21 protein-coding genes are annotated in these 21,646 nt (G+C 70.4%); 15 read left to right on the top strand and 6 right to left on the bottom strand.

Features of this window, described 5'->3' with window-relative positions; genetic code table 11:
• Window positions 1-27 precede the first annotated feature (27 nt).
• Entirely contained in the window at window positions 28-762 is a 735-nt protein-coding gene (locus tag ABZ953_RS13770) for a response regulator transcription factor (protein WP_361721750.1), read from the top strand.
• Window positions 759-2,219, top strand: a complete 1,461-nt coding sequence (locus ABZ953_RS13775; protein WP_361721753.1) for a HAMP domain-containing sensor histidine kinase — start codon at window positions 759-761, stop codon at window positions 2,217-2,219. Before ABZ953_RS13770 ends, ABZ953_RS13775 begins: the two co-directional genes overlap by 4 nt.
• A 68-nt stretch (window positions 2,220-2,287) precedes the next feature.
• On the opposite strand, the gene ABZ953_RS13780 is transcribed toward ABZ953_RS13775, so the two are convergent.
• Complete coding sequence (locus ABZ953_RS13780; protein WP_361721756.1) at window positions 2,288-3,568, bottom strand: DUF2993 domain-containing protein; 1,281 nt, start codon at window positions 3,566-3,568, stop codon at window positions 2,288-2,290.
• A 173-nt stretch (window positions 3,569-3,741) separates the two neighbouring features.
• Entirely contained in the window at window positions 3,742-5,598 is a 1,857-nt protein-coding gene (locus ABZ953_RS13785) for a bifunctional metallophosphatase/5'-nucleotidase (RefSeq protein WP_361721759.1), read from the bottom strand.
• Between the two features lie 140 nt (window positions 5,599-5,738).
• On the opposite strand from ABZ953_RS13785, the gene mshD reads away from it, so the two are divergent.
• The 11 genes from mshD (at window position 5,739) to pstB (ending at window position 17,735) form a co-directional block, all read left to right on the top strand.
• Window positions 5,739-6,674: a mycothiol synthase gene (gene mshD, locus ABZ953_RS13790; protein WP_361721762.1), complete on the top strand. Its 936-nt coding sequence runs from the start codon at window positions 5,739-5,741 to the stop codon at window positions 6,672-6,674.
• A gap of 141 nt (window positions 6,675-6,815) precedes the next feature.
• Window positions 6,816-7,277, top strand: coding sequence for a GntR family transcriptional regulator (locus tag ABZ953_RS13795; protein WP_361721765.1), 462 nt, complete (start codon window positions 6,816-6,818; stop codon window positions 7,275-7,277).
• Window positions 7,274-8,173 (top strand): ABC transporter ATP-binding protein, encoded by a 900-nt coding sequence (locus tag ABZ953_RS13800; protein ID WP_361721768.1) that lies wholly within the window; start codon window positions 7,274-7,276, stop codon window positions 8,171-8,173. The genes ABZ953_RS13795 and ABZ953_RS13800 overlap by 4 nt, the downstream gene beginning before the upstream one ends.
• Window positions 8,170-9,132, top strand: coding sequence for an ABC transporter permease (locus ABZ953_RS13805; protein WP_361721771.1), 963 nt, complete (start codon window positions 8,170-8,172; stop codon window positions 9,130-9,132). Before ABZ953_RS13800 ends, ABZ953_RS13805 begins: the two co-directional genes overlap by 4 nt.
• Before the next feature lie 282 nt (window positions 9,133-9,414).
• Entirely contained in the window at window positions 9,415-11,661 is a 2,247-nt protein-coding gene (locus tag ABZ953_RS13810) for an RNA degradosome polyphosphate kinase (RefSeq protein WP_361721945.1), read from the top strand.
• Window positions 11,642-12,781 (top strand): CHAD domain-containing protein, encoded by a 1,140-nt coding sequence (locus tag ABZ953_RS13815; protein ID WP_361721774.1) that lies wholly within the window; start codon window positions 11,642-11,644, stop codon window positions 12,779-12,781. The genes ABZ953_RS13810 and ABZ953_RS13815 overlap by 20 nt, the downstream gene beginning before the upstream one ends.
• 4 nt (window positions 12,782-12,785) lie before the next feature.
• On the top strand, window positions 12,786-13,235 hold the full coding sequence (locus ABZ953_RS13820; RefSeq protein WP_361721777.1) for an NUDIX hydrolase: 450 nt from the start codon (window positions 12,786-12,788) through the stop codon (window positions 13,233-13,235).
• Between the two features lie 320 nt (window positions 13,236-13,555).
• The gene (pstS, locus tag ABZ953_RS13825; RefSeq protein ID WP_361721780.1) at window positions 13,556-14,683 is read left to right on the top strand and encodes a phosphate ABC transporter substrate-binding protein PstS; all 1,128 of its coding nucleotides are present in this window, start codon (window positions 13,556-13,558) and stop codon (window positions 14,681-14,683) included.
• A 119-nt stretch (window positions 14,684-14,802) separates the two neighbouring features.
• Window positions 14,803-15,825: a phosphate ABC transporter permease subunit PstC gene (gene pstC / locus ABZ953_RS13830; RefSeq protein ID WP_361721783.1), complete on the top strand. Its 1,023-nt coding sequence runs from the start codon at window positions 14,803-14,805 to the stop codon at window positions 15,823-15,825.
• Complete coding sequence (pstA, locus tag ABZ953_RS13835) at window positions 15,822-16,895, top strand: phosphate ABC transporter permease PstA (protein ID WP_361721786.1); 1,074 nt, start codon at window positions 15,822-15,824, stop codon at window positions 16,893-16,895. Before pstC ends, pstA begins: the two co-directional genes overlap by 4 nt.
• A gap of 63 nt (window positions 16,896-16,958) precedes the next feature.
• Complete coding sequence (gene pstB, locus ABZ953_RS13840; protein ID WP_361721789.1) at window positions 16,959-17,735, top strand: phosphate ABC transporter ATP-binding protein PstB; 777 nt, start codon at window positions 16,959-16,961, stop codon at window positions 17,733-17,735.
• 185 nt (window positions 17,736-17,920) lie between these two features.
• On the opposite strand, the gene ABZ953_RS13845 is transcribed toward pstB, so the two are convergent.
• The gene (locus tag ABZ953_RS13845) at window positions 17,921-18,919 is read right to left on the bottom strand and encodes an inorganic phosphate transporter (RefSeq protein WP_361721792.1); all 999 of its coding nucleotides are present in this window, start codon (window positions 18,917-18,919) and stop codon (window positions 17,921-17,923) included.
• A 9-nt stretch (window positions 18,920-18,928) separates the two neighbouring features.
• Window positions 18,929-19,549, bottom strand: a complete 621-nt coding sequence (locus ABZ953_RS13850; protein WP_324767024.1) for a DUF47 family protein — start codon at window positions 19,547-19,549, stop codon at window positions 18,929-18,931.
• A 238-nt stretch (window positions 19,550-19,787) separates the two neighbouring features.
• On the opposite strand from ABZ953_RS13850, the gene ABZ953_RS13855 reads away from it, so the two are divergent.
• On the top strand, window positions 19,788-20,150 hold the full coding sequence (locus ABZ953_RS13855; protein ID WP_361721795.1) for a metal-sensitive transcriptional regulator: 363 nt from the start codon (window positions 19,788-19,790) through the stop codon (window positions 20,148-20,150).
• A gap of 57 nt (window positions 20,151-20,207) precedes the next feature.
• Here the strand turns inward: ABZ953_RS13855 and ABZ953_RS13860 are convergent, their stop codons facing one another.
• A complete protein-coding gene (locus tag ABZ953_RS13860) occupies window positions 20,208-20,393 on the bottom strand; it encodes a hypothetical protein (protein WP_361721798.1) in 186 nt (61 codons plus the stop codon).
• A 103-nt stretch (window positions 20,394-20,496) separates the two neighbouring features.
• Window positions 20,497-21,327, bottom strand: a complete 831-nt coding sequence (locus ABZ953_RS13865; RefSeq protein WP_361721801.1) for a hypothetical protein — start codon at window positions 21,325-21,327, stop codon at window positions 20,497-20,499.
• A gap of 144 nt (window positions 21,328-21,471) precedes the next feature.
• Here ABZ953_RS13865 and ABZ953_RS13870 point away from each other — a divergent pair, with 144 nt between their 5' ends.
• On the top strand, window positions 21,472-21,627 hold the full coding sequence (locus ABZ953_RS13870) for a hypothetical protein (protein ID WP_361721804.1): 156 nt from the start codon (window positions 21,472-21,474) through the stop codon (window positions 21,625-21,627).
• The last annotated feature ends 19 nt before the right edge of the window (window positions 21,628-21,646 follow it).

The raw sequence follows: 21,646 nt of genomic DNA on the forward strand, positions 1-21,646 counted from the left end.
CCCCGTACCCGAGGAAGTCCAGAGCCCATGAGCCCCGCCGAAGGCGACCGCACCGGTGACCGCGAGCAGCTGCGCATCCTGATCGTGGACGACGAACCCGCCGTGCGGGAGGCGCTGCGGCGCAGCCTCGCCTTCGAGGGGTACGGCACGGAGGTCGCCGTCGACGGCGCCGACGCCCTGGAGAAGGCCGCCGTCTACCGCCCCGACCTCGTCGTGCTCGACATCCAGATGCCCCGCATGGACGGCCTCACCGCCGCGCGCCGGCTCCGCGCCACCGGTTCGACCACGCCGATCCTGATGCTGACCGCGCGGGACACCGTCGGCGACCGCGTCACGGGACTCGACGCGGGCGCCGACGACTACCTGGTCAAGCCCTTCGAACTGGACGAGCTCTTCGCCCGCATCCGGGCACTGCTGCGCCGCAGTTCGTACGCTCCGGCCGGGCAGGCCGCCGACGGCGACGTCCTCGCCTTCGCCGATCTGCGGATGGACCTGGCGACGCGCGAGGTCACGCGGGGCACGCGGACCGTGGAGCTGACCCGCACGGAGTTCACGCTCCTTGAGATGTTCCTGGCGCACCCCCGTCAGGTCCTCACCCGCGAGCAGATCCTCAAGTCGGTGTGGGGCTTCGACTTCGAGCCGTCGTCCAACTCCCTCGACGTGTACGTCATGTACCTGCGGCGCAAGACGGAGGCGGGCGGCGAACCGCGTCTGGTGCACACGGTGCGGGGCGTGGGCTATGTGCTGCGGGGCGGCGAGTGACCGGGCCTGTGCGGCGCTTCCGCGGTCTTCCGCTGCGGTCGCGCCTTGCGCTGCTTGTGGCGACCGCGGTGGCGGTGGCGGTCGCTGCGGCGGCGGTGACCTGCTGGTTCGTGGTGCGCGGCACGCTGCGGGACTCGCTGGACGACGCGCTGAACAGCAACCGGCCGAAGCCCGGCACGGTGCTTCAGCAGATCGACATCGACGCGGGGGCGGGCGGGGCGCGGTGCCTGCGCGAGATCCCCGGCCGCGGCGACCCCGACCTGTACAACCAGACCATCCAGATCGTCGCCAAGAACGGCACGAACTGCGTCATCCTGGGCCGTCAGTCGATCAAGGTGACCGACGCGGACACGGCGGTGGCGGGCCGCGACAAGTCCGCGAACTACCACAACACCACCGCGGCCAACGGCGAGCAGTACCGGGTCTACACGTATCCCCTCGAGGAGTACCCCCAGCTCTCGCTCGCCGTCTCCGTGGCCCGGCCCCTCAGCGAGGTGGACGACACCCTCGACAACCTCGCCCTGATCCTCCTGTTCGTCGCAGGCATCGGCGTCGTGGGCGCCGGAGCGGCGGGGCTCTGGGTGGCCCGCACCGGGCTTCGCCCGGTCGACCGGCTCACCGCCGCCGTCGAGCACGTGGCCCGCACAGAGGACCTCGACCTCCGCATCCCCGTCGAGGGCGACGACGAGATCGCCCGGCTTTCGGAGTCCTTCAACTCCATGACCGCCTCGCTGGCCTCCTCGCGCGACCTCCAGCAGCAGCTGATCGCCGACGCGGGCCACGAACTGCGCACGCCGCTCACCTCGCTGCGCACCAACATCGAGCTCCTCGCCCGCAGCGAGGAGACGGGCCGGGCCATTCCGCCCGACGACCGCAAGGCGCTGCTCGCCTCGGTCACCGCGCAGATGACCGAACTGGCGGCGCTCATCGGCGATCTGCAGGAGCTCTCCCGCCCGGACGCCCGGGACGGCGGCGGCAAGATCCAGGTGGTCGCCCTGCACGAGCTCACCAGGGCGGCCATCGAGCGGGCCAGGCTGCGCGGCCCCGAGCTGACCGTCACCGCGGAGCTGGCGCCCTGGTACGTACGGGCGGAGCCGCCCGCCCTGGAGCGTGCCGTCGTCAACATTCTCGACAACGCGGTGAAGTTCAGCCCGCCGCACGGCACGGTGGAGGTCGCGCTCGACCGCGGCCACCTGACGGTGCGGGACCACGGCCCCGGCATCCCCGCGGACGAACTGCCGCACGTCTTCGACCGGTTCTGGCGCTCCCCGTCCGCGCGCTCCCTGCCGGGTTCGGGGCTCGGCCTGTCCATCGTGGCGCGCACGGTGCAGAGCTGCGGCGGCGAGGTGGCGCTGCGCGCGGCGGACGGCGGTGGCACGGAGGCTTCGGTGCGGCTGCCGGGGGCGCCGACGCCGCCTCCCGGGACACCGTCGGCGCCGGAGGCCTTCGCTCAGTAACCGGTACGGGCCGGGCCCGCGAGCCCCGCGAGCCCCGCGAGCCCCGCGAGCCCCTCAGAAGCCGTCGCTCAGTGGCCGAGCCCGATCCCGGACCCCGCGATCCGCACCCGGATGCCCTCCTTCTCGACCTTCACGTCCTGCAGCGCCATCGTCCCGGCCCCCGGCAGCTTCGGCAGCTGGAAGGCGAGGGTGAGGCGGTCGGCGAGGATGGGGCGGGTGAGGCCCGCGAGGCCTTCGAGGAGGGCGGGGTCGAGGCCGAGCTTCTTGAGGAGCTCGGGGTGGCCCATCGCGACGTCGATGAGGTTGAGGCCCATCACGTCGTTCACGAACTTCGGCGAGCCGGTGAGCTCGTTCAGCTTGGCGTCGCTCTTCAGGGCCCCCCGGACCACCTTCGGCGGCACGCCGAGCCGCTGGACGATCGCCGGGACGGACAGCAGCGCCTTCGCCTTCGACGTCTCCTCGGCGACGCGGTCCGCGGAGTCCTTCGACAGGTGCAGGCCCTCCTTCTCGCGCGTGCCGGGACGGTAGGTCGCCAGGTCGCCGAGTTGCAGGCGCATGCCGCCGATGTCGGTGGAGATGCCGCGGTCGCCGTTGCGCTGGATGCGGGCGTCGGCGCGGACCTTCAGGTCGTGGCCTGCGACGGGCAGCGTGCCGCGCGCGAGGACCTGGTCGTGGCCGTGGCCGCTGAACGTGACCTGGGAGGCGCCCAGTTCGCGGTTGAGGTCCTCGAAGGAGAGCAGCACCTCGCCCTTCATCTCGCCGATGCTCGCGCCCGTGATCGAGGTGGGCCCGTCGCCGTCGATCGTCACGTCCGTGGCGGTCGCGGAGACCTTGGCGAGCGAGACGCGGTCGGCCGCGACGTCCGGGACGGTCACCTTCACCTTGTCGACGCGCTTGTCGAAGACCTGGGTGAGGAAGGGGAACCCCTCGATGTCGACCTCGGGCGCCGCGCTCAGGTGCATCTGGTCCTTGAGCTTCTCCGCCGCCTCGTGCTCGGCGTAGAGGAGCGCCCAGCGGTCGCCGAGTCCGAGGAACGCGGTGGCGACGAGGACGGCGACCAGGGCCTTCGCGGCGAGCGGCAGGCCCGCGAACCGGCTGCGACGACGGCTCCGGCCGCGGTTCCGGCTGCCGCGGCGGTGGTTCGGCGGCGTCCAGGGGGCTTCCGCGCGGGGCTCGTCCTTCTCCTCGTGGAGGAACTCCTCCAGCGGGTTCGGCGCGAGCGCGGCCAGTTCGTCGTACGGATTCGCGTACGTGGCGGCGGGGAGCTCAGCGGTGTCGTTCTGGCGATCGTTGCGGACGTCGGGTGAGGCATCCGAAGGATGCGTGGCTATGCGGTGGGGGGAACGCATCAAGTGATCTCACCATACGTTCACACCCCACCCCAAGCCTTACATCCGGTAACACCCGGTTTCGACTGGTTGTTTTAACGCGGTGTTTTCAAGCTCACGCCACGTCAGCGCCACCGCGCGGACACCCACGTGACATCCGTTACTTCACGGCCTGCTTCCGGCCTGCTTCCGACCTACTTCACGACCGTGATCCGGTCCGCCTTCGGCGGCGCGATCGGCTTGTCCGCCGAGGAGTTGGCGCTCATGTAGTCGCTGAACGCCTTCAGGTCATCGCTGCCGACCAGCGGCTTCGTGCCCTTGCCGAGCTCACCGAATCCGTCGCCGCCGCCCGCGAGGAAGGAGTTCATCGCGACGCGGTAGGTGGCGGCGGGGTCGATCGCCTTGCCGTTCAGCTTGATGGAGTCGGCCACGACCCGGTCCGCGCCGGTCTTGGTCATGTCCAACGTGTACGTCAGCCCTTCGGAGACCTGAAGGATCTTCGGCGAGGCCTCGTTGCCCCCGCTGACCTGCTGCTTCAGCCCGGCGACGAGCTGCGCGCCGGTCAGGTCGACCAGGTTGACCGTATTGCTGAACGGCTGCACGGTGAACGCCTCGCCGTACGTGACCACGCCGTCACCCTCGCCGCCGCTCGCCTTGAACACGATGTCGGAGCGGATGCCGCCCGGGTTCATCAGCGCGAGGTCGGCCTCCGGGTCGACGGACTTGGCGTGCGCGAGCTGCGCGTCGGAGATGAGGTCGCCGAGCGGCGACTCGGGCACGCCCGCGCCGCGGCCCGGAATGTCCCCGGAGATGTAGCCGACGGGCTTGTTGGCAACGGGTGCGGCGAGCTTGTCCCAGCGCCCGATGAGCGAGGTCATGTCGGGGGCCTTGGCCTGCTCCCGGCTGACCACGTGGTTCGCGGACCGCACGCTCGTACGGACGATGTCCTTGGTCCTGCGGTCGTACGTCAGCGTGGTGTCGGTGTAGAGCTTCCCGAAGGAGGACGCCGAGGTCACCATGCGCGGCTTGCCCGCCGGGTCGGGGATCGTGCAGACGTACGCGTTGTGGGTGTGGCCGGTGACGAGGGCGTCGACCTTGGGCGTGATGCCCTTGGCGATGGTGGTGATCGGCCCCGAGATGCCGTCGCCCGCGCCCGGGGAGTCGCAGTCGTAGTTGTACGTCTGGCTCTTCGGCACGCCGCCCTCGTGGATGAGGGTGACGATGGACTTCACGCCCTGCTTGTCGAGGATCTTCGCGTACTTGTTGACGGTCTCGATCTCGTCGTGGAACTTCAGCCCCTTGACGCCCTCGGCCGAGACGATGTCCGGGGTGCCTTCGAGCGTGACGCCGATGAAGCCGACCTTGACGCCCTTGTGCTTCCACACCCAGTACGGCTTGAGGATCGGCTTGCCGGTCTTCTCGCTCGTGACGTTCGCGGCGAGGTAGGGGTAGTCGGCGCCCTTGAACTTCTTGCCCTTGCCGCGCTTGTCCTTCTCGAAGCAGCCGTCCTTGGGGTGGCAGCCGCCGTTCTGCATGCGGGCCAGCTCCGTGGCGCCCTCGTCGAACTCGTGGTTGCCGACGCCGGTGACGTCCAGGTCCAGCTTGTTCATCGCCTCGACGGTCGGCTCGTCGTGGAAGAGCCCGGAGAGCAGCGGGCTCGCGCCGATGAGGTCGCCCGCGGCGGCGGTGACGCTGTACGGGTGGGCCTTGCGCGCGGTCCGCAGGGAGGTGGCGAGGTACTCGACCCCACCGGCGTCGATCTTCTTCTCGGTCCCGTCGGCCTGCTTCTCCGTGACCTGCCCGGAGGAGCCCGCGGGCGGCTGCAGGTTGCCGTGGAAGTCGTTGAAGGACAGCAACTGCACGTCGACGGTGCGGCTCTTGGCGCCCCTGCCGTCCTTGCCGTCCCCGCCGTCTTTGCCGTTTCCGTGGTCCTGCCCGGCCCCCGCGGGCAGTGCGACGGCCATCGCTCCGACGGTGGCGAGCCCCGCCGCCACGGCGAGGACGCGGCCGGCCCGGCGCCTGGGCCTTCGGTGCTTCGGTATGGCGGACACGCGTTCCCCCGGGATGGTGTGAGACGGATGGGACCGTTCGGCAGCCTATGGTCAACGCGCGTAGCGCAACAGAGGATCGCGGGTCACATCCTGATTGCGCGCGGCCCACCGGCAGGAGGCCGCGCGGTTACGCTCGACTCATGACTGACGACCGGCCCGCCGAGGCACCCGCGCCACTCCGGAAGATCGACACTCTCGCCGCCCTCTCGCCCGCGCAGGCCGAGGCCGTCCTCGGGCTGCTCGCCGAGGCCGCCCGCACGGACGGGCAGCAGGCGGTGTCCGAGCAGGGGCGGCTGCAACTCAGGGGAGGCGCACGCGAGGGCATCCGGCATCTGCTGCTCAGCGTCGGCGACGAGCTCGTCGGGTACGCGCAGCTGGAGGACACCGACCCCGTGGAGGCACCGGCCGCCGAACTCGTCGTGCATCCCGCGCGCCGGGGGCACGGGCACGGCAGGGCGCTCGGCTCCGCGCTGCTCGCCGAGTCGGGGCGGCGCCTGCGCGTCTGGGCGCACGGCGGGCACTCCGCCGCCCGGCACCTGGCGCAGGTGCTCGGCCTCGCGCTCTTCCGCGAACTGCGGCAGATGCGGCGCCCGTTGGCGGAGCTCGACCTGCCGGAGCCGGTGCTTCCCGAGGGCGTGCGCATCCGTACGTTCGTGCCGGGGCAGGACGACGCGGCCTGGCTCGCGGTGAACGCCGAGGCCTTCGCCCACCACCCCGAGCAGGGCTCCCTCACCCAGCGCGATCTGGACGACCGCAAGGCGGAGCCGTGGTTCGACCCGGCGGGCTTCTTCCTGGCGGAGCGCGAGAGCGACGGCGAGCTGGTCGGCTTCCACTGGACGAAGGTGCACGACCAGGAGCGCCTCGGCGAGGTGTACGTGGTCGGCGTGCGGCCCGGCGCGCAGGGCGGCGGCCTCGGCAAGGCCCTGACCACGACGGGCCTGCGCCATCTCGCGGAGTCCGGCCTGCCGACCGCGATGCTGTACGTGGACGCGGACAACAAGGCCGCCGTGAGCGTGTACGAACGACTCGGCTTCGTCACGCACGAGACGGACCTGATGTACCGCACGGAGTCCTGATGTACCGCACGGAGTCCTGACCTGCGCCTTCCCGCCAATAGGCGGGATATGAGCGGACCTTGAGGGGCGGCGTCACTTGACGCCGCCCCTCTCTTGCACCACCCTTTCACTACTCAATTAGTGAAAGGGTGGTGGAAGGCGGTGTTCGAGTACCGCATCGACCGGCGCAGCGGCGTCGCCACCTATCTCCAGATCGTCCAGCAGACCCAACAGGCGCTCCGCATGGGCCTGCTGGAGCCCGGCGACAAGCTGCCCACGGCCCGCGAGGTGGTCGAGGCCACCGCCATCAACCCGAACACCGTCCTCAAGGCCTACCGCGAGCTGGAGCGGGAGGGCCTGGTCGAGGCGCGGCGCGGGCTCGGCACCTTCGTGCGCCGGACGCTGGGCGGCGCACCGGCCGACTCGCCGCTGCGGGGAGAGCTCGCCGAGTGGGCCGTACGGGCGCGCCGTGCGGGCCTGGAGAGGGACGACGTGGCCGCACTGTTCCACGCCGTACTGGACGAGCAGTTCGGCGAACGGCAGGGCCAGGCCCGGGGAGCCCCTCGGGGAGCCAAGGGAACCAAAGAAAGCAAGCAGCAGCGCACCAAGGGGGACTTCGCATGACCGGCACCGCCATCGAGGCGTCCGCACTGACCAAACGCCACGGGCGGCGCCCCGCCCTGGACGCCTGCTCGTTCCGCCTGCCCACCGGGCGCGTCTGCGCGGTCGTCGGCCCGAACGGCGCCGGCAAGTCCACCCTGCTCGCCCTCGCCGCAGGCCTCGACCGCCCCACCGAAGGCACCCTCACCGTCCTCGGCACCAACCCCGCGAAGGCCCGCGCCCGCGTCGCGTACGTCGCCCAGGACAAGCCGCTCCACCCGCAGCTGACCATCGCGGACACCCTGCGGCTCGGCGCCGAACTCAACCCCGGCCGCTGGGACGCGGGCACCGCCGCACGCGTCGTCGGCGGCGGCGACCTGGACCTGAACGCCCGAGTCCGTACGCTCTCCGGCGGCCAGCGCACCCGCGTCGCGCTCGCCCTCGCCCTCGGCAAGCGCGCCGAACTGCTGCTCCTCGACGAGCCGATGGCCGACCTTGACCCCCTCGCCCGGCACCAGCTCATGGGCACGCTCATGGCGGAGGCCGCCGAGCACGGCACGACCGTCGTGATGTCCTCGCACATCGTCACCGAACTCGCCGACTCCTGCGACTACTTGCTGCTCGTCTCCGGGGGCCGGATCCGTCTCGGCGGCGGCATTGACGACCTGGTCGGCGCCCACCGCCTGGTCACCGGGCGCGGCCCGGAGAGCCGCCTGTTCCCGCACACCGTCGTCGAGTCCCGCACCACCGGACGCGGCCTGTCGGCCCTGATCCGCCCCGAGGGCCCGGTCGGCGACGACTGGGGCGTCGAAGAACCCTCCCTGGAGGAGCTGTTGCTCGCCCATCTCCGTTCGCCGGACACGCCCGCGCTCCTGACCCCCGCCACGACGGCCCGCTCCACGGCCGGGGTGACCGCATGAGCATGCTCACCCTGCGCGGCCTCCGCTGGGCCGACGTCCGCCTGCACCGCACCGCCCTGCTGACCGGCGGCGGCATCCTCCTCGCCGCCCTGGCCTACACCGGCTGGCTGCGCTGGGCCGCCCACACCTATCCTCAGCCCCGCTGTTACGCCGACGCGGGCTGCGATACGTTCCTCGGCTTCACCAGCGCCCGCGACCTGCTCTACATCAGCATGGAGAACGGCTCCCTCGGCCTGCTCCTGCTGCCCCTGCTCATCGGCGCCTTCGTCGCGGGCCCGATGGTCGCGCGCGAGCTCGAGTCCGGTGTCTACAAGGTGTCCTGGACCCAGTCGGTCTCCCCCGCGCGCTGGCTCGCCTCGAAGCTGACCACCGCCGCCGCGTGTGCCGTCGGCGCGACGCTCTTCCTCATGGCGGTCCTCAAGCTCGGCGCCTCCCAGGCCAACGGCGGCCGCTGGCAGCTGAACTGGGCCGACCGCGGCGTCTACGAGGCCACCGGACCGGCCCTCGCCGCCTACGGCCTGCTCGCGGTGGCCGTGGGGGCGGCCGTCGGCCTCCTGGTGCGCCGCACGCTGTTCGCCGTGTCGCTCACGACAGCGATCACCGGGGCGGTGATCCTGCTCATGGGCCAGGTCCGCTGGCATCTGTTCCCGGCCCGCGCGGTCTCGGGGGCCTCCCCCGACGGCGACTGGTGGCCCGCGAGTCAGCCCGTCGACTCCTTCGTCATGGACCAGGGCGTCACCAACGCCGCGGGCGACCACTTCGTCGCGGGCCAGTGCCTCCCGACGCCGGAGCCCGGCTTCTCCTGCCCCACGGACACCAGGGTCACCGGCTGGTTCATGGACTACCACCCCCGATCGCACTTCTGGTACATCCAGTTGATCGAGACCGGCATCGTGCTCGCCCTCACGGCCGCCGCCGCGTACGTCGCGTTCCGGCTGCTGCGGCGCAGCGTGGCCTGAACCGTACGATCTGGGAAGGTCCCCGGCGCGTGGACGCCCGGGGGCCTTCGGCCGATGTCCTGCACGTCATGTCGCCGTAACCACTCATTCAGACAGGCTTGCGACGCTCGCTCAATGCAGCCCGCCGCGCCCGACCCCGCCCCGGAGAACGGGAAGCCCCGTCCGGAGAACGGAAAGCACCGCCCGGAGATCGGAAAGCACCGCCCGGCCAACGGAAGGTTCCGTATCGCTCCCGCGCTCTCCGACGCGCCCATCGGCGTCCCCGCGCGGAAGAATGGCCGTATGAGCCAGCAGAACACGCAGGGACCGGTCCAGCACGCCCAGCCTTCCGTAGGTTCCATCGCCGCGCACCGCCCCGCCACCATCGCCGCCACCGTCTCCGACCTCGACCCCGACATCGACGCCGACCTCGACGCGTACGACGGGGACGCGGCGGTCGGCCACGACGGCGCCGAGCTGCCGCAGGGCCGCTTCCTGGACCGGGAGCGCAGCTGGCTCGCCTTCAACGAACGGGTCCTCGAACTCGCCGAGGACCCCCAGACGCCCCTCCTCGAACGGGCCAACTTCCTGGCGATCTTCGCCTCGAACCTGGACGAGTTCTTCATGGTCCGCGTCGCCGGTCTCAAGCGCCGCATCGCGACCGGCGTCGCCACCCGTTCGGCCTCTGGCCTGCAACCCCGTGAGGTCCTCGAACTCATCTGGAACCGCTCCCGCGAGCTCATGGCCCGGCACGCCGCCTGCTACCAGGACGACGTGGCGCCCGGCCTCTCCGACGAGGGCATCCACCTGGTGCGCTGGCACGAGCTGACCGAGAAGGAGCAGTCCCGGCTCTTCACGCTCTTCCGGCAGCAGATCTTCCCCGTCCTGACCCCGCTGGCCGTGGACCCCGCGCACCCCTTCCCGTACATCTCGGGCCTCTCCCTGAACCTCGCCGTGGTCGTGCGCAACCCGGTCTCGGGGCATCAGCACTTCGCACGCGTGAAGGTCCCTCCGCTGCTCTCCCGCTTCCTGGAGGCCTCCCCTCAGCGGTACGTGCCCATCGAGGACGTCATCGCCGCGCCCGCGCACCTCCAGGAGCTCTTCCCCGGCATGGAGATCCAGGAGCACCACATGTTCCGGCTCACCAGGAACGAGGATCTTGAGGTCGAGGAGGACGACGCGGAGAACCTTCTCCAGGCCCTGGAGAAGGAGCTCATGCGGCGCCGCTTCGGACCGCCCGTGCGCCTGGAGGTCGAGGAGTCCATCGCCCCGAACGTCCTCAGCCTGCTGGTGCGCGAGCTGAAGATCAGCGAGGCCGAGGTGTATCCGCTGCCGGGCCCGCTCGACCTCACCGGCCTCTTCAGCATCGCCAAGCTGGACCGGCCCGAGCTGAAGTACCCCAAGTTCGTGGCGGGCACCCACCGTGACCTCGCCGAGGTCGAGTCGGCGTCCGCGCCCGACATCTTCGCGGCCCTTCGCGAACGCGACGTACTCCTGCACCACCCGTACGACTCGTTCTCCACGTCCGTGCAGGCGTTCCTGGAGCAGGCGGCGTCCGACCCGGACGTCCTCGCCATCAAGCAGACGCTGTACCGCACCTCGGGCGACTCCCCGATAGTCGACGCGCTGATCGACGCCGCCGAGTCCGGCAAGCAGGTCCTCGTCCTCGTCGAGATCAAGGCCCGCTTCGACGAGCAGGCCAACATCAAGTGGGCGCGCAAGCTGGAGGAGGCGGGCTGCCACGTCGTCTACGGCCTCGTCGGCCTGAAGACCCACTGCAAGCTCTCCCTCGTCGTGCGCCAGGAGGGCGAGGCCCTCGTCCGCTACTCGCACGTGGGCACCGGCAACTACCACCCCAAAACCGCCCGCCTCTACGAGGACCTGGGCCTGCTCACCTCGAACGCGGAGGTCGGCGCGGACCTCTCCGACCTCTTCAACCGGCTCTCCGGCTACTCCCGCCGCGAGACCTACCGTCGGCTGCTCGTGGCCCCCAAGTCCCTGCGCGACGGCCTCATCTCCCGCATAGACAAGGAGATGCAGCACCACAGGGCGGGCCGCCCCGCCTACGTCCGCATCAAGGTCAACTCGATGGTCGACGAGGCCGTCGTCGACGCGCTGTACCGCGCGTCGCAGGCCGGCGTCGAGGTGGACGTGTGGGTGCGCGGCATCTGCGCGGTGCGCCCCGGCGTCGCCGGGCTCTCGGAGAACATCCGCGTGCGCTCCGTCCTCGGCCGCTTCCTGGAGCACTCCCGCGTCTTCGCCTTCGGCAACGGCGGCGAGCCCGAGGTGTGGATCGGCAGCGCCGACATGATGCACCGCAATCTCGACCGCCGTATCGAGGCGCTGGTCAGGGTCCAGGACCCGGCGCACCGAACGGCCCTCAGCCGGCTCCTGGAGACCGGCATGTCGGACACCACCGCCTCCTGGCACCTGGGCGCGGACGGCAACTGGACCCGCCACTCGGCGGATCCGGACGGCCAGCCCCTGCGGAACGTCCAGGAGATGCTCATAGACGCCCGGAGGCGCCGGCGTGGCACAGCAACACCATGAGACGACGACGGGCACGGGGACCGCGGGCGAGGCCCTGACGGCCTACCTCCAGGACCAGGCGACGGAGTTCCTCCGCTCGCTGCGGCTGCACCGCGAGTCCTCGACGGACGCGCAGGGCGCCGAGGAGGCCCTGGCGGCGGCCTGCTCCCTGCGGCGCGCGGCGCGCCGCATCGGCGGCACGCTGCACACGTTCCGGCCGCTCCTCGACGAGGACTGGTCCGCCTCGTTGCGGCCCGAACTGGCGTGGCTCTCGGGCACGTTGGCCCAGGAGCACGCGTACGAGTCCCGGCTCGCCCGCCTCCTGGACGCCCTGCACCGCCTGTCGGGCCCCCCGCCCGTACCCGCCACTGTCCCCGCACCCGCTGCCGCCACCGTGACGGCCATAGGCAAGCGCCCCGCACGGCGCTCGGGCCGCCCCCTCCTCGATCGGAGCCGAGGCCGCGGCCCCGGGGAGGCATGGGTCACGGCGGAGGTGCCCGTGACCAACGGCGAGAGCGGCCCACCGCGGGGCCTCGCGGTGGGCGCCGCCAAGGCCGCCGCACTCCTGGAGCGGCAACTGACCCTCGCAAGGACCCGGGCCCACTCCGCCGCCCTCCAGGCCCTCGGCTCCTCCCGCTTCCACGCGGTGGCGGACAACGTGGCCGTCCTGGCCAGCGAGGTCCCGTTCAACGGCGCCACGGACGGCCTCGAGCGCCTGGCGGGCACGGCCGAGTCAGCCCTCGCCGAAGCGGTCGCGGCGCTTCCCCTCGGCCAGGCGGGCCACCCGTACAACGCGGGCGCCCTCGTCCACGGCCTCGCGGCGGACACCGCCCCCGACGCCCAGGACGCCCCCTGGCTCAAGGTCCGCTCCCTGCTGCGCCTGCACCGGTACGCCCAGGAGGTCCTCCTCGGCCACGCACCCCCGGAGCCGCGCATCGCGGACGCGAGCCACGCCCTGAACGTCCACCGGGAGGCATCGGCGGCAGCCGCCGCCGCGGCACAGGCGGCCCGCACCCCGCGCATCGCCCCGGCCACGGCGTACGCCCTGGGTGTACTCCACGCCGACCAGCGGCACGATGTCGAGGCGGCACGCTTCGCCTTCCAGCAGGCGTGGCTGCACGAGGAGACGAGGACGTGGTGACGCGGTGACGCACGACGAGGAAGACGAACGGGTCGTACGGGCGGCCGGCTGTGTCCTGTGGCGCCCCGCACCCACCACGGAGGGCGGCATCGAGCTCGCCCTGGTGTATCGACCGAAGTGGGCAGACTGGTCCCACCCGAAAGGCAAGCTCAAGCGCGCCGAGTCGGCTGCCGACGCGGCCGTACGAGAAGTGCGGGAAGAGACCGGCATGCGGTGCGAGCTCGGCGCGGAGCTGTCCACCGCCCGCTACCGGGACGCGCAGGGGAACCCCAAAGAGGTGCGCTACTGGGCCGCCGAGGCGGTCGGCGGCACCTTCACCCCCAACTCCGAGGTGTCGCACCTGCGGTGGCTGGCCCCCGAGGCGGCCCGTCGCCGCCTGACCCGCCCGCGCGACGCGGAGCTCGTCACCGAGCTGCTCGCGGCCCTCCACCCCGCCGAGGGCGACCAGCACTGAGGGCGACCGGCGCTGAGCTGACGGCGCCGCTCCCGTTCTCCCCTCCCCGCAGCGCCCCGGGCCGACCCGCGGCGCAGCACCCCGGGGCGACCCGCGCCGACCCGCGCCACCCTCCCGCCACCTGCCTCCCTCACTCCATGTAGCAGGACCGCTACTTTTTGTAGCGGGTCGGCTAACCAGGCCGACCGCCGAGGTTCACCCGCCGTTCACTCGTGCCCATCGGCCGCTTCACCTGTCCTGCCTAATTTCGGCCTTACAACACGACGTAAGTCATCGCACGCCGCCACAAGGGTCGGCGGCTCCCGGAAGGAAGACCCGAAGTGAAGCTTCAGCGCAAGAACCGGCTCCGCGCCCTCTCCCTCGGCGCCATCGCCGTCTCCGGCGCCCTGGCCCTCACGGCGTGCGGCTCCGACGACACGAGCGGCTCGGGTGACGGCGGCAAGGAGACCAACGCCAACGCCAACATCAAGTGCGACGACGCCAGCGGCCAGCTCGCGGCCTCCGGTTCGTCCGCGCAGAAGAACGCGATCGACGCCTGGCGCAAGGTCTACACGTCCAACTGCAAGGACGTGCAGCTGAACTACAACCCGACGGGTTCGGGCGCCGGAATCACCGCGTTCCTCCAGGGCCAGACCGCGTTCGCCGGTTCCGACTCGGCGCTGAAGCCCGAGGAGGCCGAGAAGTCGAAGAAGGTCTGCAAGGGCAGCCAGGCCCTCGACCTGCCCATGGTGGGCGGCCCGATCGCCATCGGCTTCAACGTCCCCGGCGTCGACAACCTGACCCTGGACGCCAAGACCCTGGCCGACATCTTCAACGACAAGATCAAGAGCTGGGACGACAAGGCGATCGCCAAGCTCAACCCCGGCGTCAAGCTCCCCAGCACCAAGGTCCAGGCGTTCCACCGCTCCGACGAGTCGGGCACCACGGACAACTTCACCAAGTACCTGAAGGGCGCCGCCCCCAGCGCCTGGCCGTACGAGCCGGGCAAGTCGTGGGCGCCCAAGGGCGGCCAGTCCGCGAACGGCTCCGCCGGTGTCGCGGGACAGGTCAAGCAGACCACCGGCGCCATCTCGTACTTCGAGCTCTCGTACGCCGGTGAGGGCGTCAACACCGTCGACCTGAAGACGGGCGCCAAGGAGCCGGTGAAGGCCACCGTCGACAACGCCTCCAAGGCGATCGCCGAGGCCAAGGTCGTCGGCAAGGGCAAGGACCTCTCCCTGCAGCTGAACTACAAGCCGACCGCCGAGGGCGCCTACCCGATCACCCTGGTGACGTACGAGGTCGTCTGCGAGAAGGGCAACAAGCCCGAGACGCTCGCCGCCACCAAGTCCTTCCTGACCTACATCGCCGGTGAGGACGGCCAGAAGGTCCTCAAGGACAACGACTACGCGCCGATCCCGGCCGAGATCATCACCAAGGTCCGCTCCACCGTCGCGGGCCTGAGCTAGCTGAACCGAGTGCGGCCGGCCCCGTGCACATCGACGAGGGCCGGCCGCACCGTCCGGTGCACCGCCGCCACGGAGCGCCTGCGTCACCCGCACGGCGCCTCCGCAGACCGGAGAACCCCATGGACATACCAAGCAATACGACCGCTCCTCCCCCCGTCGACGACGCGAGGCCGACGGCCCCGGTGAGCAAGGCGGCCGCCCGCGGCGCCACCCGCCCCGGCGACAAGATCTTCCTCGGCCTCTCCCGCGGCTCCGGGATCGTGCTCCTCGTGATCATGGCGGCCATCGCCGCGTTCCTGACGTACCGCACGGCCCTCGCCCTCTCCGACAACACGGGCAACTTCCTCACCACCTTCGAGTGGGACCCGGCCGGTGCCACCACCGGCGGCAAGCCGTCCTTCGGCATCGCGGTCCTCGTCGTCGGCACCGTGGTGAGCTCGCTGATCGCCCTCCTGATCGCGGTCCCCGTCGCCATCGGCATCGCGCTCTTCATCTCGCACTACGCGCCGCGCAAGCTGGCCGGCCCCATCGCCTTCGTGATCGACCTGCTGGCCGCCGTGCCGTCGATCGTGTACGGCCTGTGGGGCGCCCTCGTGGTCGCCCCCCACCTCACGGGGCTCTACGGCTGGCTCGACGACTACCTCGGCTGGACCGGCGTCTTCGAGTACAAGGACGGCGCCCCGCGCTCCCTGATGACCGTCGGCATCCTTCTCGCGATCATGATCCTGCCGATCATCACGAACGTGAGCCGCGAGGTCTTCCTCCAGGTCCCGAAGATGCACGAGGAGGCCGCGCTGGCCCTCGGCGCCACGCGCTGGGAGGTCATCCGCATGTCGGTGCTCCCCTTCGCCCGCTCCGGCATCATCTCCGCCTCGATGCTGGGCCTCGGCCGCGCGCTCGGCGAGACGATCGCCGTCGCCACCGTGCTCTCCCCGACCTTCGTGCTCCAGGCCTCCGTGCTCGACTACGGCGGCGGCACCTTCGCGCAGAACATCGCCAGCAAGTTCAACGAGGCCAGTGAGTACGGCCAGGACGCGCTCATCGCCTCCGGCCTGGTCCTGTTCGTCATCACCCTGCTGGTCAACGGCGCGGCCCGCCTGATCATCGCGCGCCGCAAGGAGTACTCGGGGGCCAACGCATGAGCACCACGACACCCAACCAGGCCAACCCTCTCGTCGAGCGCCCCTCGACGCTCCGGGCAGCCAGCCTCCCGCGCTGGTCCCCCGCGGCCGTCGCGCTCGGCTCGGCCGCCGTCGCGGTCGGCATCGGCGCCGGGGCCGGCCTGGACAGCCGCATCCAGTGGGGCCTGATAGCCGCCCTCCTCTTCATCGTCGGCTCGTACGTCCTCGCGGTCGCCGTCGAAGGCGCCCGACAGGCCAAGGACCGCCTCGCCACCTCGCTGGTCTGGGTCATGTTCCTGCTGGCCGTCGTCCCGCTCGCCTCGCTGATCTACGAGACCGTGCAGCGCGGCATCAAGGTCTTCGACATCTACTTCCTCACCCACTCGATGGGCGTCGTCGCGGACGAAGAGACCGGCGGCGGCATCTACCACGCGCTCATCGGCACCCTGGAGCAGGTGCTCCTGGCCTCCGTGATCGCCGTGCCGATCGGCCTGCTCACCGCCGTCTACCTCGTCGAGTACGGGCGCGGCAAGCTCTCCAAGGTCGTCACGTTCTTCGTGGACGTCATGACCGGCATCCCCTCGATCGTCGCGGGTCTGTTCGTCCTCAGCTTCTGGATCCTGATCCTCGGCTTCGACTTCTCCGGCTGGGCCGGCGCGATGGCGCTCGCCATCCTGATGATGCCGGTGGTCGTGCGCTCCACCGAGGAGATGCTCAAGCTCGTGCCGAACGAGCTGCGCGAGGCGTCGCTCGCCCTCGGCGTCCCGAAGTGGCGGACCATCCTCAAGGTCGTGCTGCCCACCGCGATCGGCGGCATCACCACGGGCGTCATGCTCGCGGTGGCCCGCATCGCCGGTGAGACCGCGCCGGTCCTGCTGCTTGTCTGGGTGACCCCCCTGATCAATACGAACCCCTTCGACGGGGCCCAGGGCTCGCTGCCGCTGTACATCTACCAGCAGTACGGGGCAGGCACCGAGGCATCGTACGACCGCGCCTGGGCCGCGGCCCTCGTGCTCATCGTCTTCATCATGATCCTCAACCTGGCGGCCCGCGGCGTAGCCCGCTGGAAGGCCCCCAAGACGGGCCGCTGAGCGGCCAATCAGCGGACCCTCGCGCGCTCGCGCACCAGAGACTCGAAAGAAGCAGTGATCCCCATGGCCAAGCGAATCGACGTATCGGGCCTGACCGCCTACTACGGCTCCCACAAGGCGATCGAGGACATCTCGATGACCGTGGAGCCCCGCTCCGTGACCGCCTTCATCGGCCCGTCCGGCTGCGGCAAGTCCACGTTCCTGCGCACCCTGAACCGCATGCACGAGGTGACCTCCGGCGGCCGCGTCGAGGGCAAGGTGCTCCTGGACGACGAGGACCTCTACGGCAGCGGCGTGGACCCGGTGGCGGTGCGCCGCACGGTCGGCATGGTCTTCCAGCGCCCGAACCCGTTCCCCACGATGTCGATCTTCGACAACGTCGCGGCGGGCCTCAAGCTCAACGGCTCGTACAAGAAGAGCGAGCTGAACGACGTCGTCGAGAAGTCCCTCAAGGGCGCGAACCTCTGGAACGAGGTCAAGGACCGCCTCAACAAGCCCGGCTCGGGCCTCTCCGGCGGCCAGCAGCAGCGCCTGTGCATCGCGCGGGCCATCGCGGTCGAGCCCGACGTGCTCCTCATGGACGAGCCCTGCTCGGCCCTCGACCCGATCTCGACGCTCGCCATCGAGGACCTGATCGGCGAGCTGAAGGAGCGCTTCACGATCGTCATCGTGACCCACAACATGCAGCAGGCGGCCCGCGTCTCGGACCGCACCGCCTTCTTCAACCTCGCCGCCGTCGGCCAGCCCGGCAAGCTCGTCGAGATCGACGAGACGGAGCGGATCTTCTCCAACCCCTCGGTCCAGGCGACCGAGGACTACATCTCGGGCCGCTTCGGCTAGGCCCTCCCCGGACTCCCCGGACTCCCCGGACCTCCGGACTTCCCGGACTCCCCGCGGTGCTGCATGGCGGTGCCACCGCAGGGACAACAAGAAAGGCCCGCCCCTGGCTCCCGGGGGCGGGCCTTTCCATGTGGCTGTGCGCGCTCTACGTGCTGTGTGCGCGCTCTACGTGCTGTGCGCGCCCTCTACAAGAAGGCGAGGTCGACGATCCAGAAGCTCACCGCGGCAACCAAGGCCGCCGCAGGCATCGTGATGAACCAGCCCAGGATGATGTTCTTGGCGACACCCCACCGCACCGCGTTCACCCGCTTCGTCGCGCCCACACCCATGATCGCGGACGTGATGACGTGCGTCGTCGAGATCGGCGCGTGGAACATGAACGCCGTGGTGAACATGATGCCCGCGCCGGTCGTCTCCGCGGCGAAGCCCTGCGGCGGGTCCAGCTCGATGATCTTGCGACCGAGGGTCCGCATGATGCGCCAGCCACCCGCGTACGTACCGGCCGAGAGCATCAGCGCACAGGCGATCTTGACCCAGATCGGGATGGGCGCGTCCGCGCTCTGCACGTCGGAGATGACGAGCGCCATCACCACGATGCCCATCGTCTTCTGCGCGTCCTGCAGACCGTGCCCGAGCGCCATACCGGCCGCGGACACCGTCTGCGCGATACGGAAGCCGCGCTTGGCCTTGTGCGGGTTGGACTTGCGGAACATCCACATGATCGCGCACATCACCAGGTAACCGGCGATGAGGCCGACCACCGGCGACAGGAACATCGGGATGACGATCTTGTCGATGACCCCGGACCAGATGACCCCGATGCCGCCCGCGAGCGCGGCCCCGACCATGCCGCCGAACAGCGCGTGCGACGAGGAGGAGGGGAGCCCGAAGTACCAGGTGACCAGGTTCCAGACGATCGCGCCGATGAGCGCGGCGAAGAGGATCCACATCCCCTTGTCACCGTGCGGGGTCTCGATGATCCCCTCGCTGACGGTCTTGGCGACGCCGCTGCCGAGGAAGGCACCGGCGAGGTTCATCACCGCGGCCATGGCGAGCGCCGCACGGGGCGTGAGCGCGCGGGTGGAGACGGAGGTGGCGATGGCGTTCGCGGAGTCGTGGAAGCCGTTCGTATACGTGAATCCGAGCGCGACGCCGATGGTCACGATCAAAGCAAAGGTGTCCATGGCGGTGCCTCAGGACTCCTTGACCGCGATGGTCTCCACAGTGTTCGCCACGTGCTCGAAGGCGTCGGCGGCCTCTTCCAGCACATCCACGATCTGCTTCAGCTTCAGCACTTCCATGGCGTCGTACTTGCCGTTGAAGAGCTGGGCGAGGAGCTTGCGGTGGATCTGGTCGGCCTGGTTCTCCAGACGGTTGACCTCGATCCAGTACTCGGTGAGGTTGGACATCGTCCGCAGGTTGGGCATGGCCTCCGCCGTGAGTTCGGCGGCCCGCGCGAGCACCTCGATCTGCTGCTCGACGCCCTTGGGGAGTTCTTCGACCTGATAGAGGACGACCAGGTCGACGGCCTCCTCCATGAAGTCCATGATGTCGTCCAGGGACGACGCGAGGTTGTAGATGTCCTCGCGGTCGAACGGCGTGATGAAGGAGGAGTTCAGCTGGTGGAAGATCGCATGCGTGGCGTCGTCTCCCGCGTGTTCCGCGGCCCGCATACGCTCTGCGATCTCGGCCCGTGCGGAGGAGTCCGCTCCGAGCAGTTCCATGAGGAGCTTCGAGCCCGTGACGATGTTGTCCGCGGATGCGGCGAACATGTCGTAGAAGCTCGTCTCCCTGGGGGTCAGACGAAAGCGCACGTGGGGTCCTCGGGGTGCTTTGGATGCGGTCAGGCTGATGCTAGGCGCATCATCCGGCCACGGCTAACCGGCCGCCCCCCAGTGTCGCCCATCAGGCACAGTGATCAGCACACCCCCCGAGAAATCGGCTATCATATACCCTCCGGGGGTATATGGATCTGCAGAAATGCGGGTACGTCCGACGGGAAGCCCCGTAGGAAGACGTAGGAAGACGTAGGAAGACCAGGAGGAGGACGCGATGACGACCACCGAGGCGGCCGACGCGGCCGTACCCACCCCGGAGGCGGCGCCCGCGGCGGCCTCCGACCACGACCGCGGGGTGCACGGCTACCACAAGCAGAAGGACGAGCACCTCAAGCGCCTGCGCCGCATCGAGGGCCAGATCCGCGGCCTGCAACGCATGGTCGAGGAAGACGTCTACTGCATCGACATACTCACCCAGGTCTCGGCGAGCACGAAGGCCCTGCAGTCCTTCGCCCTCCAGCTCCTGGAGGAACACCTGCGGCACTGCGTGGCCGACGCGGCGGTCAAGGGCGGGACCGAGATCGACGCGAAGGTCGAAGAGGCGACGAAGGCGATCGCACGGATGCTCCGCACGTAGCGCTCCCGCCCGGGGGATGACGGGGCGCCCGCCCGGGGGATGACGGGGCGCCGTCAGTCAGTCGTCCGCGTGCCCCGTGGGGTCCTGGTGGTCGGAGACTCTGAGGACTTCGTCGATACGGTCGAAGCTCAAGCGCTCCGCCGCCGCACTCGCCGCGATGATGAGCTCCCCGCACAGTTCGATCTCGGCGAGGGCGACGTGGTCCTGAACCGCCGTACCGCCACGCATCGGAGCCACGTTCATCACCTCTTCCTGACCCGGAACCCACCTGACGACTTCCTAGGGTAGGGAGCCGTCTACGCACCGCGCATGGCACAGACGGACCATTTCCACCAGCCGTCAGCGACTACTGCTCGGCGATTTTCCCGGCGTAGATGTGCTTCTCGGCCGGAAGTCGTACCTTCACCGGCGCTCCGAAGTCGTAGAGGAGTGTGGTCGACGCCACGTTCGCGTCGGCCACGGAGAACTGCTGACGCAACTTCCGTACGCGATCTCGGTCATCGAGATAGACATCGAACGCGGCGCTCCCCTTGCTGAACCCTTTCGCCGCCGCCGCACCGAGCGCACCGCGCTGACCTGCGGAGGCGGACCGGGCGGCGGCACGCAGGTCGACGACGCCGCGATAGTGCCGCACCTCCGTACCCCCCACCCGCTCCTCCCCCACGAACCTCACCCTTCTCGCGCCACGCAGCAGTTCCGCCGCCGCGAGGGGGTCCGTGGCTCCGCCGGTGACGAGATTTCCGTCGGAGAGGGAACGTGTCTCGATCCGCACCCACTTGTCGGCCGGCACTCCGGCCCCGCGGTTCTTCATGTAGAGCGCGCCGTCGGACATCAGCTCGGTGATGGGCCGGTGCTCGTCGTCCCCCGCGGGGTCCGGCGGAAGCACCACCTCGAACACGCCGAGCTGCCGCTCGAAGTCGTAGACGCCGGTGCCCCGGACGGTCACGCGCGTGCCGCCGCTGGCCATCTCCATCGACGTGTTCGCCTTCGAACTGCCCGCTCGCACCAGGGAGTCGGCGGCCCGCCGCACCGCGACGCCGGGGTCGACGCCGCCACCGCCGTCCGCGGCGGCACCGGCGCCCGTACATCCGGTGGCGGCGGCCACCAGCCCCGCCGCCGCGACCGTGGCGACCACCACGGCGTCCGCCGCACCCGTGCGCCTGTGCCGATGCACCATGGCCTGCCCACCCTCAAGCGTCCCGCGCCAGTCCTGCCCGTTCGCCCGTCCTCCACCTAACGACCGGTCCATGGACCCGTCACGCGGACGACCCCGTGACGGAGCCGTCGGCGGCCGTTCACGGACGGTCGATACGGTGGCCGCGTGGCCGATCAACAAGCCCCCGCGTCCCACCGCACGACGACGGTCGAGAAGGGCCGTTTCGTCGCGGCCCACTGCTCCTGCGGCTGGCGCGGCCCCGCAAGGAGAGCCCGCAGCAAAGCCCGTACGGACGCCGCCGAACACGAGACGGCGCCCTGAGTCCACGACAGGGGCTGAG

The organism is Streptomyces sp. NPDC046465 (genome assembly GCF_040646035.1).
Classification (GTDB): domain Bacteria; phylum Actinomycetota; class Actinomycetes; order Streptomycetales; family Streptomycetaceae; genus Streptomyces.

What these genes read in the sequence shown, in the direction of transcription:
- ABZ953_RS13770 (WP_361721750.1), top strand. Translation starts at nt 28, where the DNA reads ATGAGCCCCGCCGAAGGCGACCGCACCGGTGACCGCGAGCAGCTGCGC.
- ABZ953_RS13780 (WP_361721756.1), bottom strand. Translation starts at nt 3,568, where the DNA reads ATGCGTTCCCCCCACCGCATAGCCACGCATCCTTCGGATGCCTCACCC.
- mshD (WP_361721762.1), top strand. Translation starts at nt 5,739, where the DNA reads ATGACTGACGACCGGCCCGCCGAGGCACCCGCGCCACTCCGGAAGATC.
- ABZ953_RS13800 (WP_361721768.1), top strand. Translation starts at nt 7,274, where the DNA reads ATGACCGGCACCGCCATCGAGGCGTCCGCACTGACCAAACGCCACGGG.
- ABZ953_RS13805 (WP_361721771.1), top strand. Translation starts at nt 8,170, where the DNA reads ATGAGCATGCTCACCCTGCGCGGCCTCCGCTGGGCCGACGTCCGCCTG.
- ABZ953_RS13810 (WP_361721945.1), top strand. Translation starts at nt 9,415, where the DNA reads ATGAGCCAGCAGAACACGCAGGGACCGGTCCAGCACGCCCAGCCTTCC.
- pstC (WP_361721783.1), top strand. Translation starts at nt 14,803, where the DNA reads ATGGACATACCAAGCAATACGACCGCTCCTCCCCCCGTCGACGACGCG.
- pstA (WP_361721786.1), top strand. Translation starts at nt 15,822, where the DNA reads ATGAGCACCACGACACCCAACCAGGCCAACCCTCTCGTCGAGCGCCCC.
- pstB (WP_361721789.1), top strand. Translation starts at nt 16,959, where the DNA reads ATGGCCAAGCGAATCGACGTATCGGGCCTGACCGCCTACTACGGCTCC.
- ABZ953_RS13845 (WP_361721792.1), bottom strand. Translation starts at nt 18,919, where the DNA reads ATGGACACCTTTGCTTTGATCGTGACCATCGGCGTCGCGCTCGGATTC.
- ABZ953_RS13855 (WP_361721795.1), top strand. Translation starts at nt 19,788, where the DNA reads ATGACGACCACCGAGGCGGCCGACGCGGCCGTACCCACCCCGGAGGCG.
- ABZ953_RS13860 (WP_361721798.1), bottom strand. Translation starts at nt 20,393, where the DNA reads ATGAACGTGGCTCCGATGCGTGGCGGTACGGCGGTTCAGGACCACGTC.
- ABZ953_RS13865 (WP_361721801.1), bottom strand. Translation starts at nt 21,327, where the DNA reads ATGGTGCATCGGCACAGGCGCACGGGTGCGGCGGACGCCGTGGTGGTC.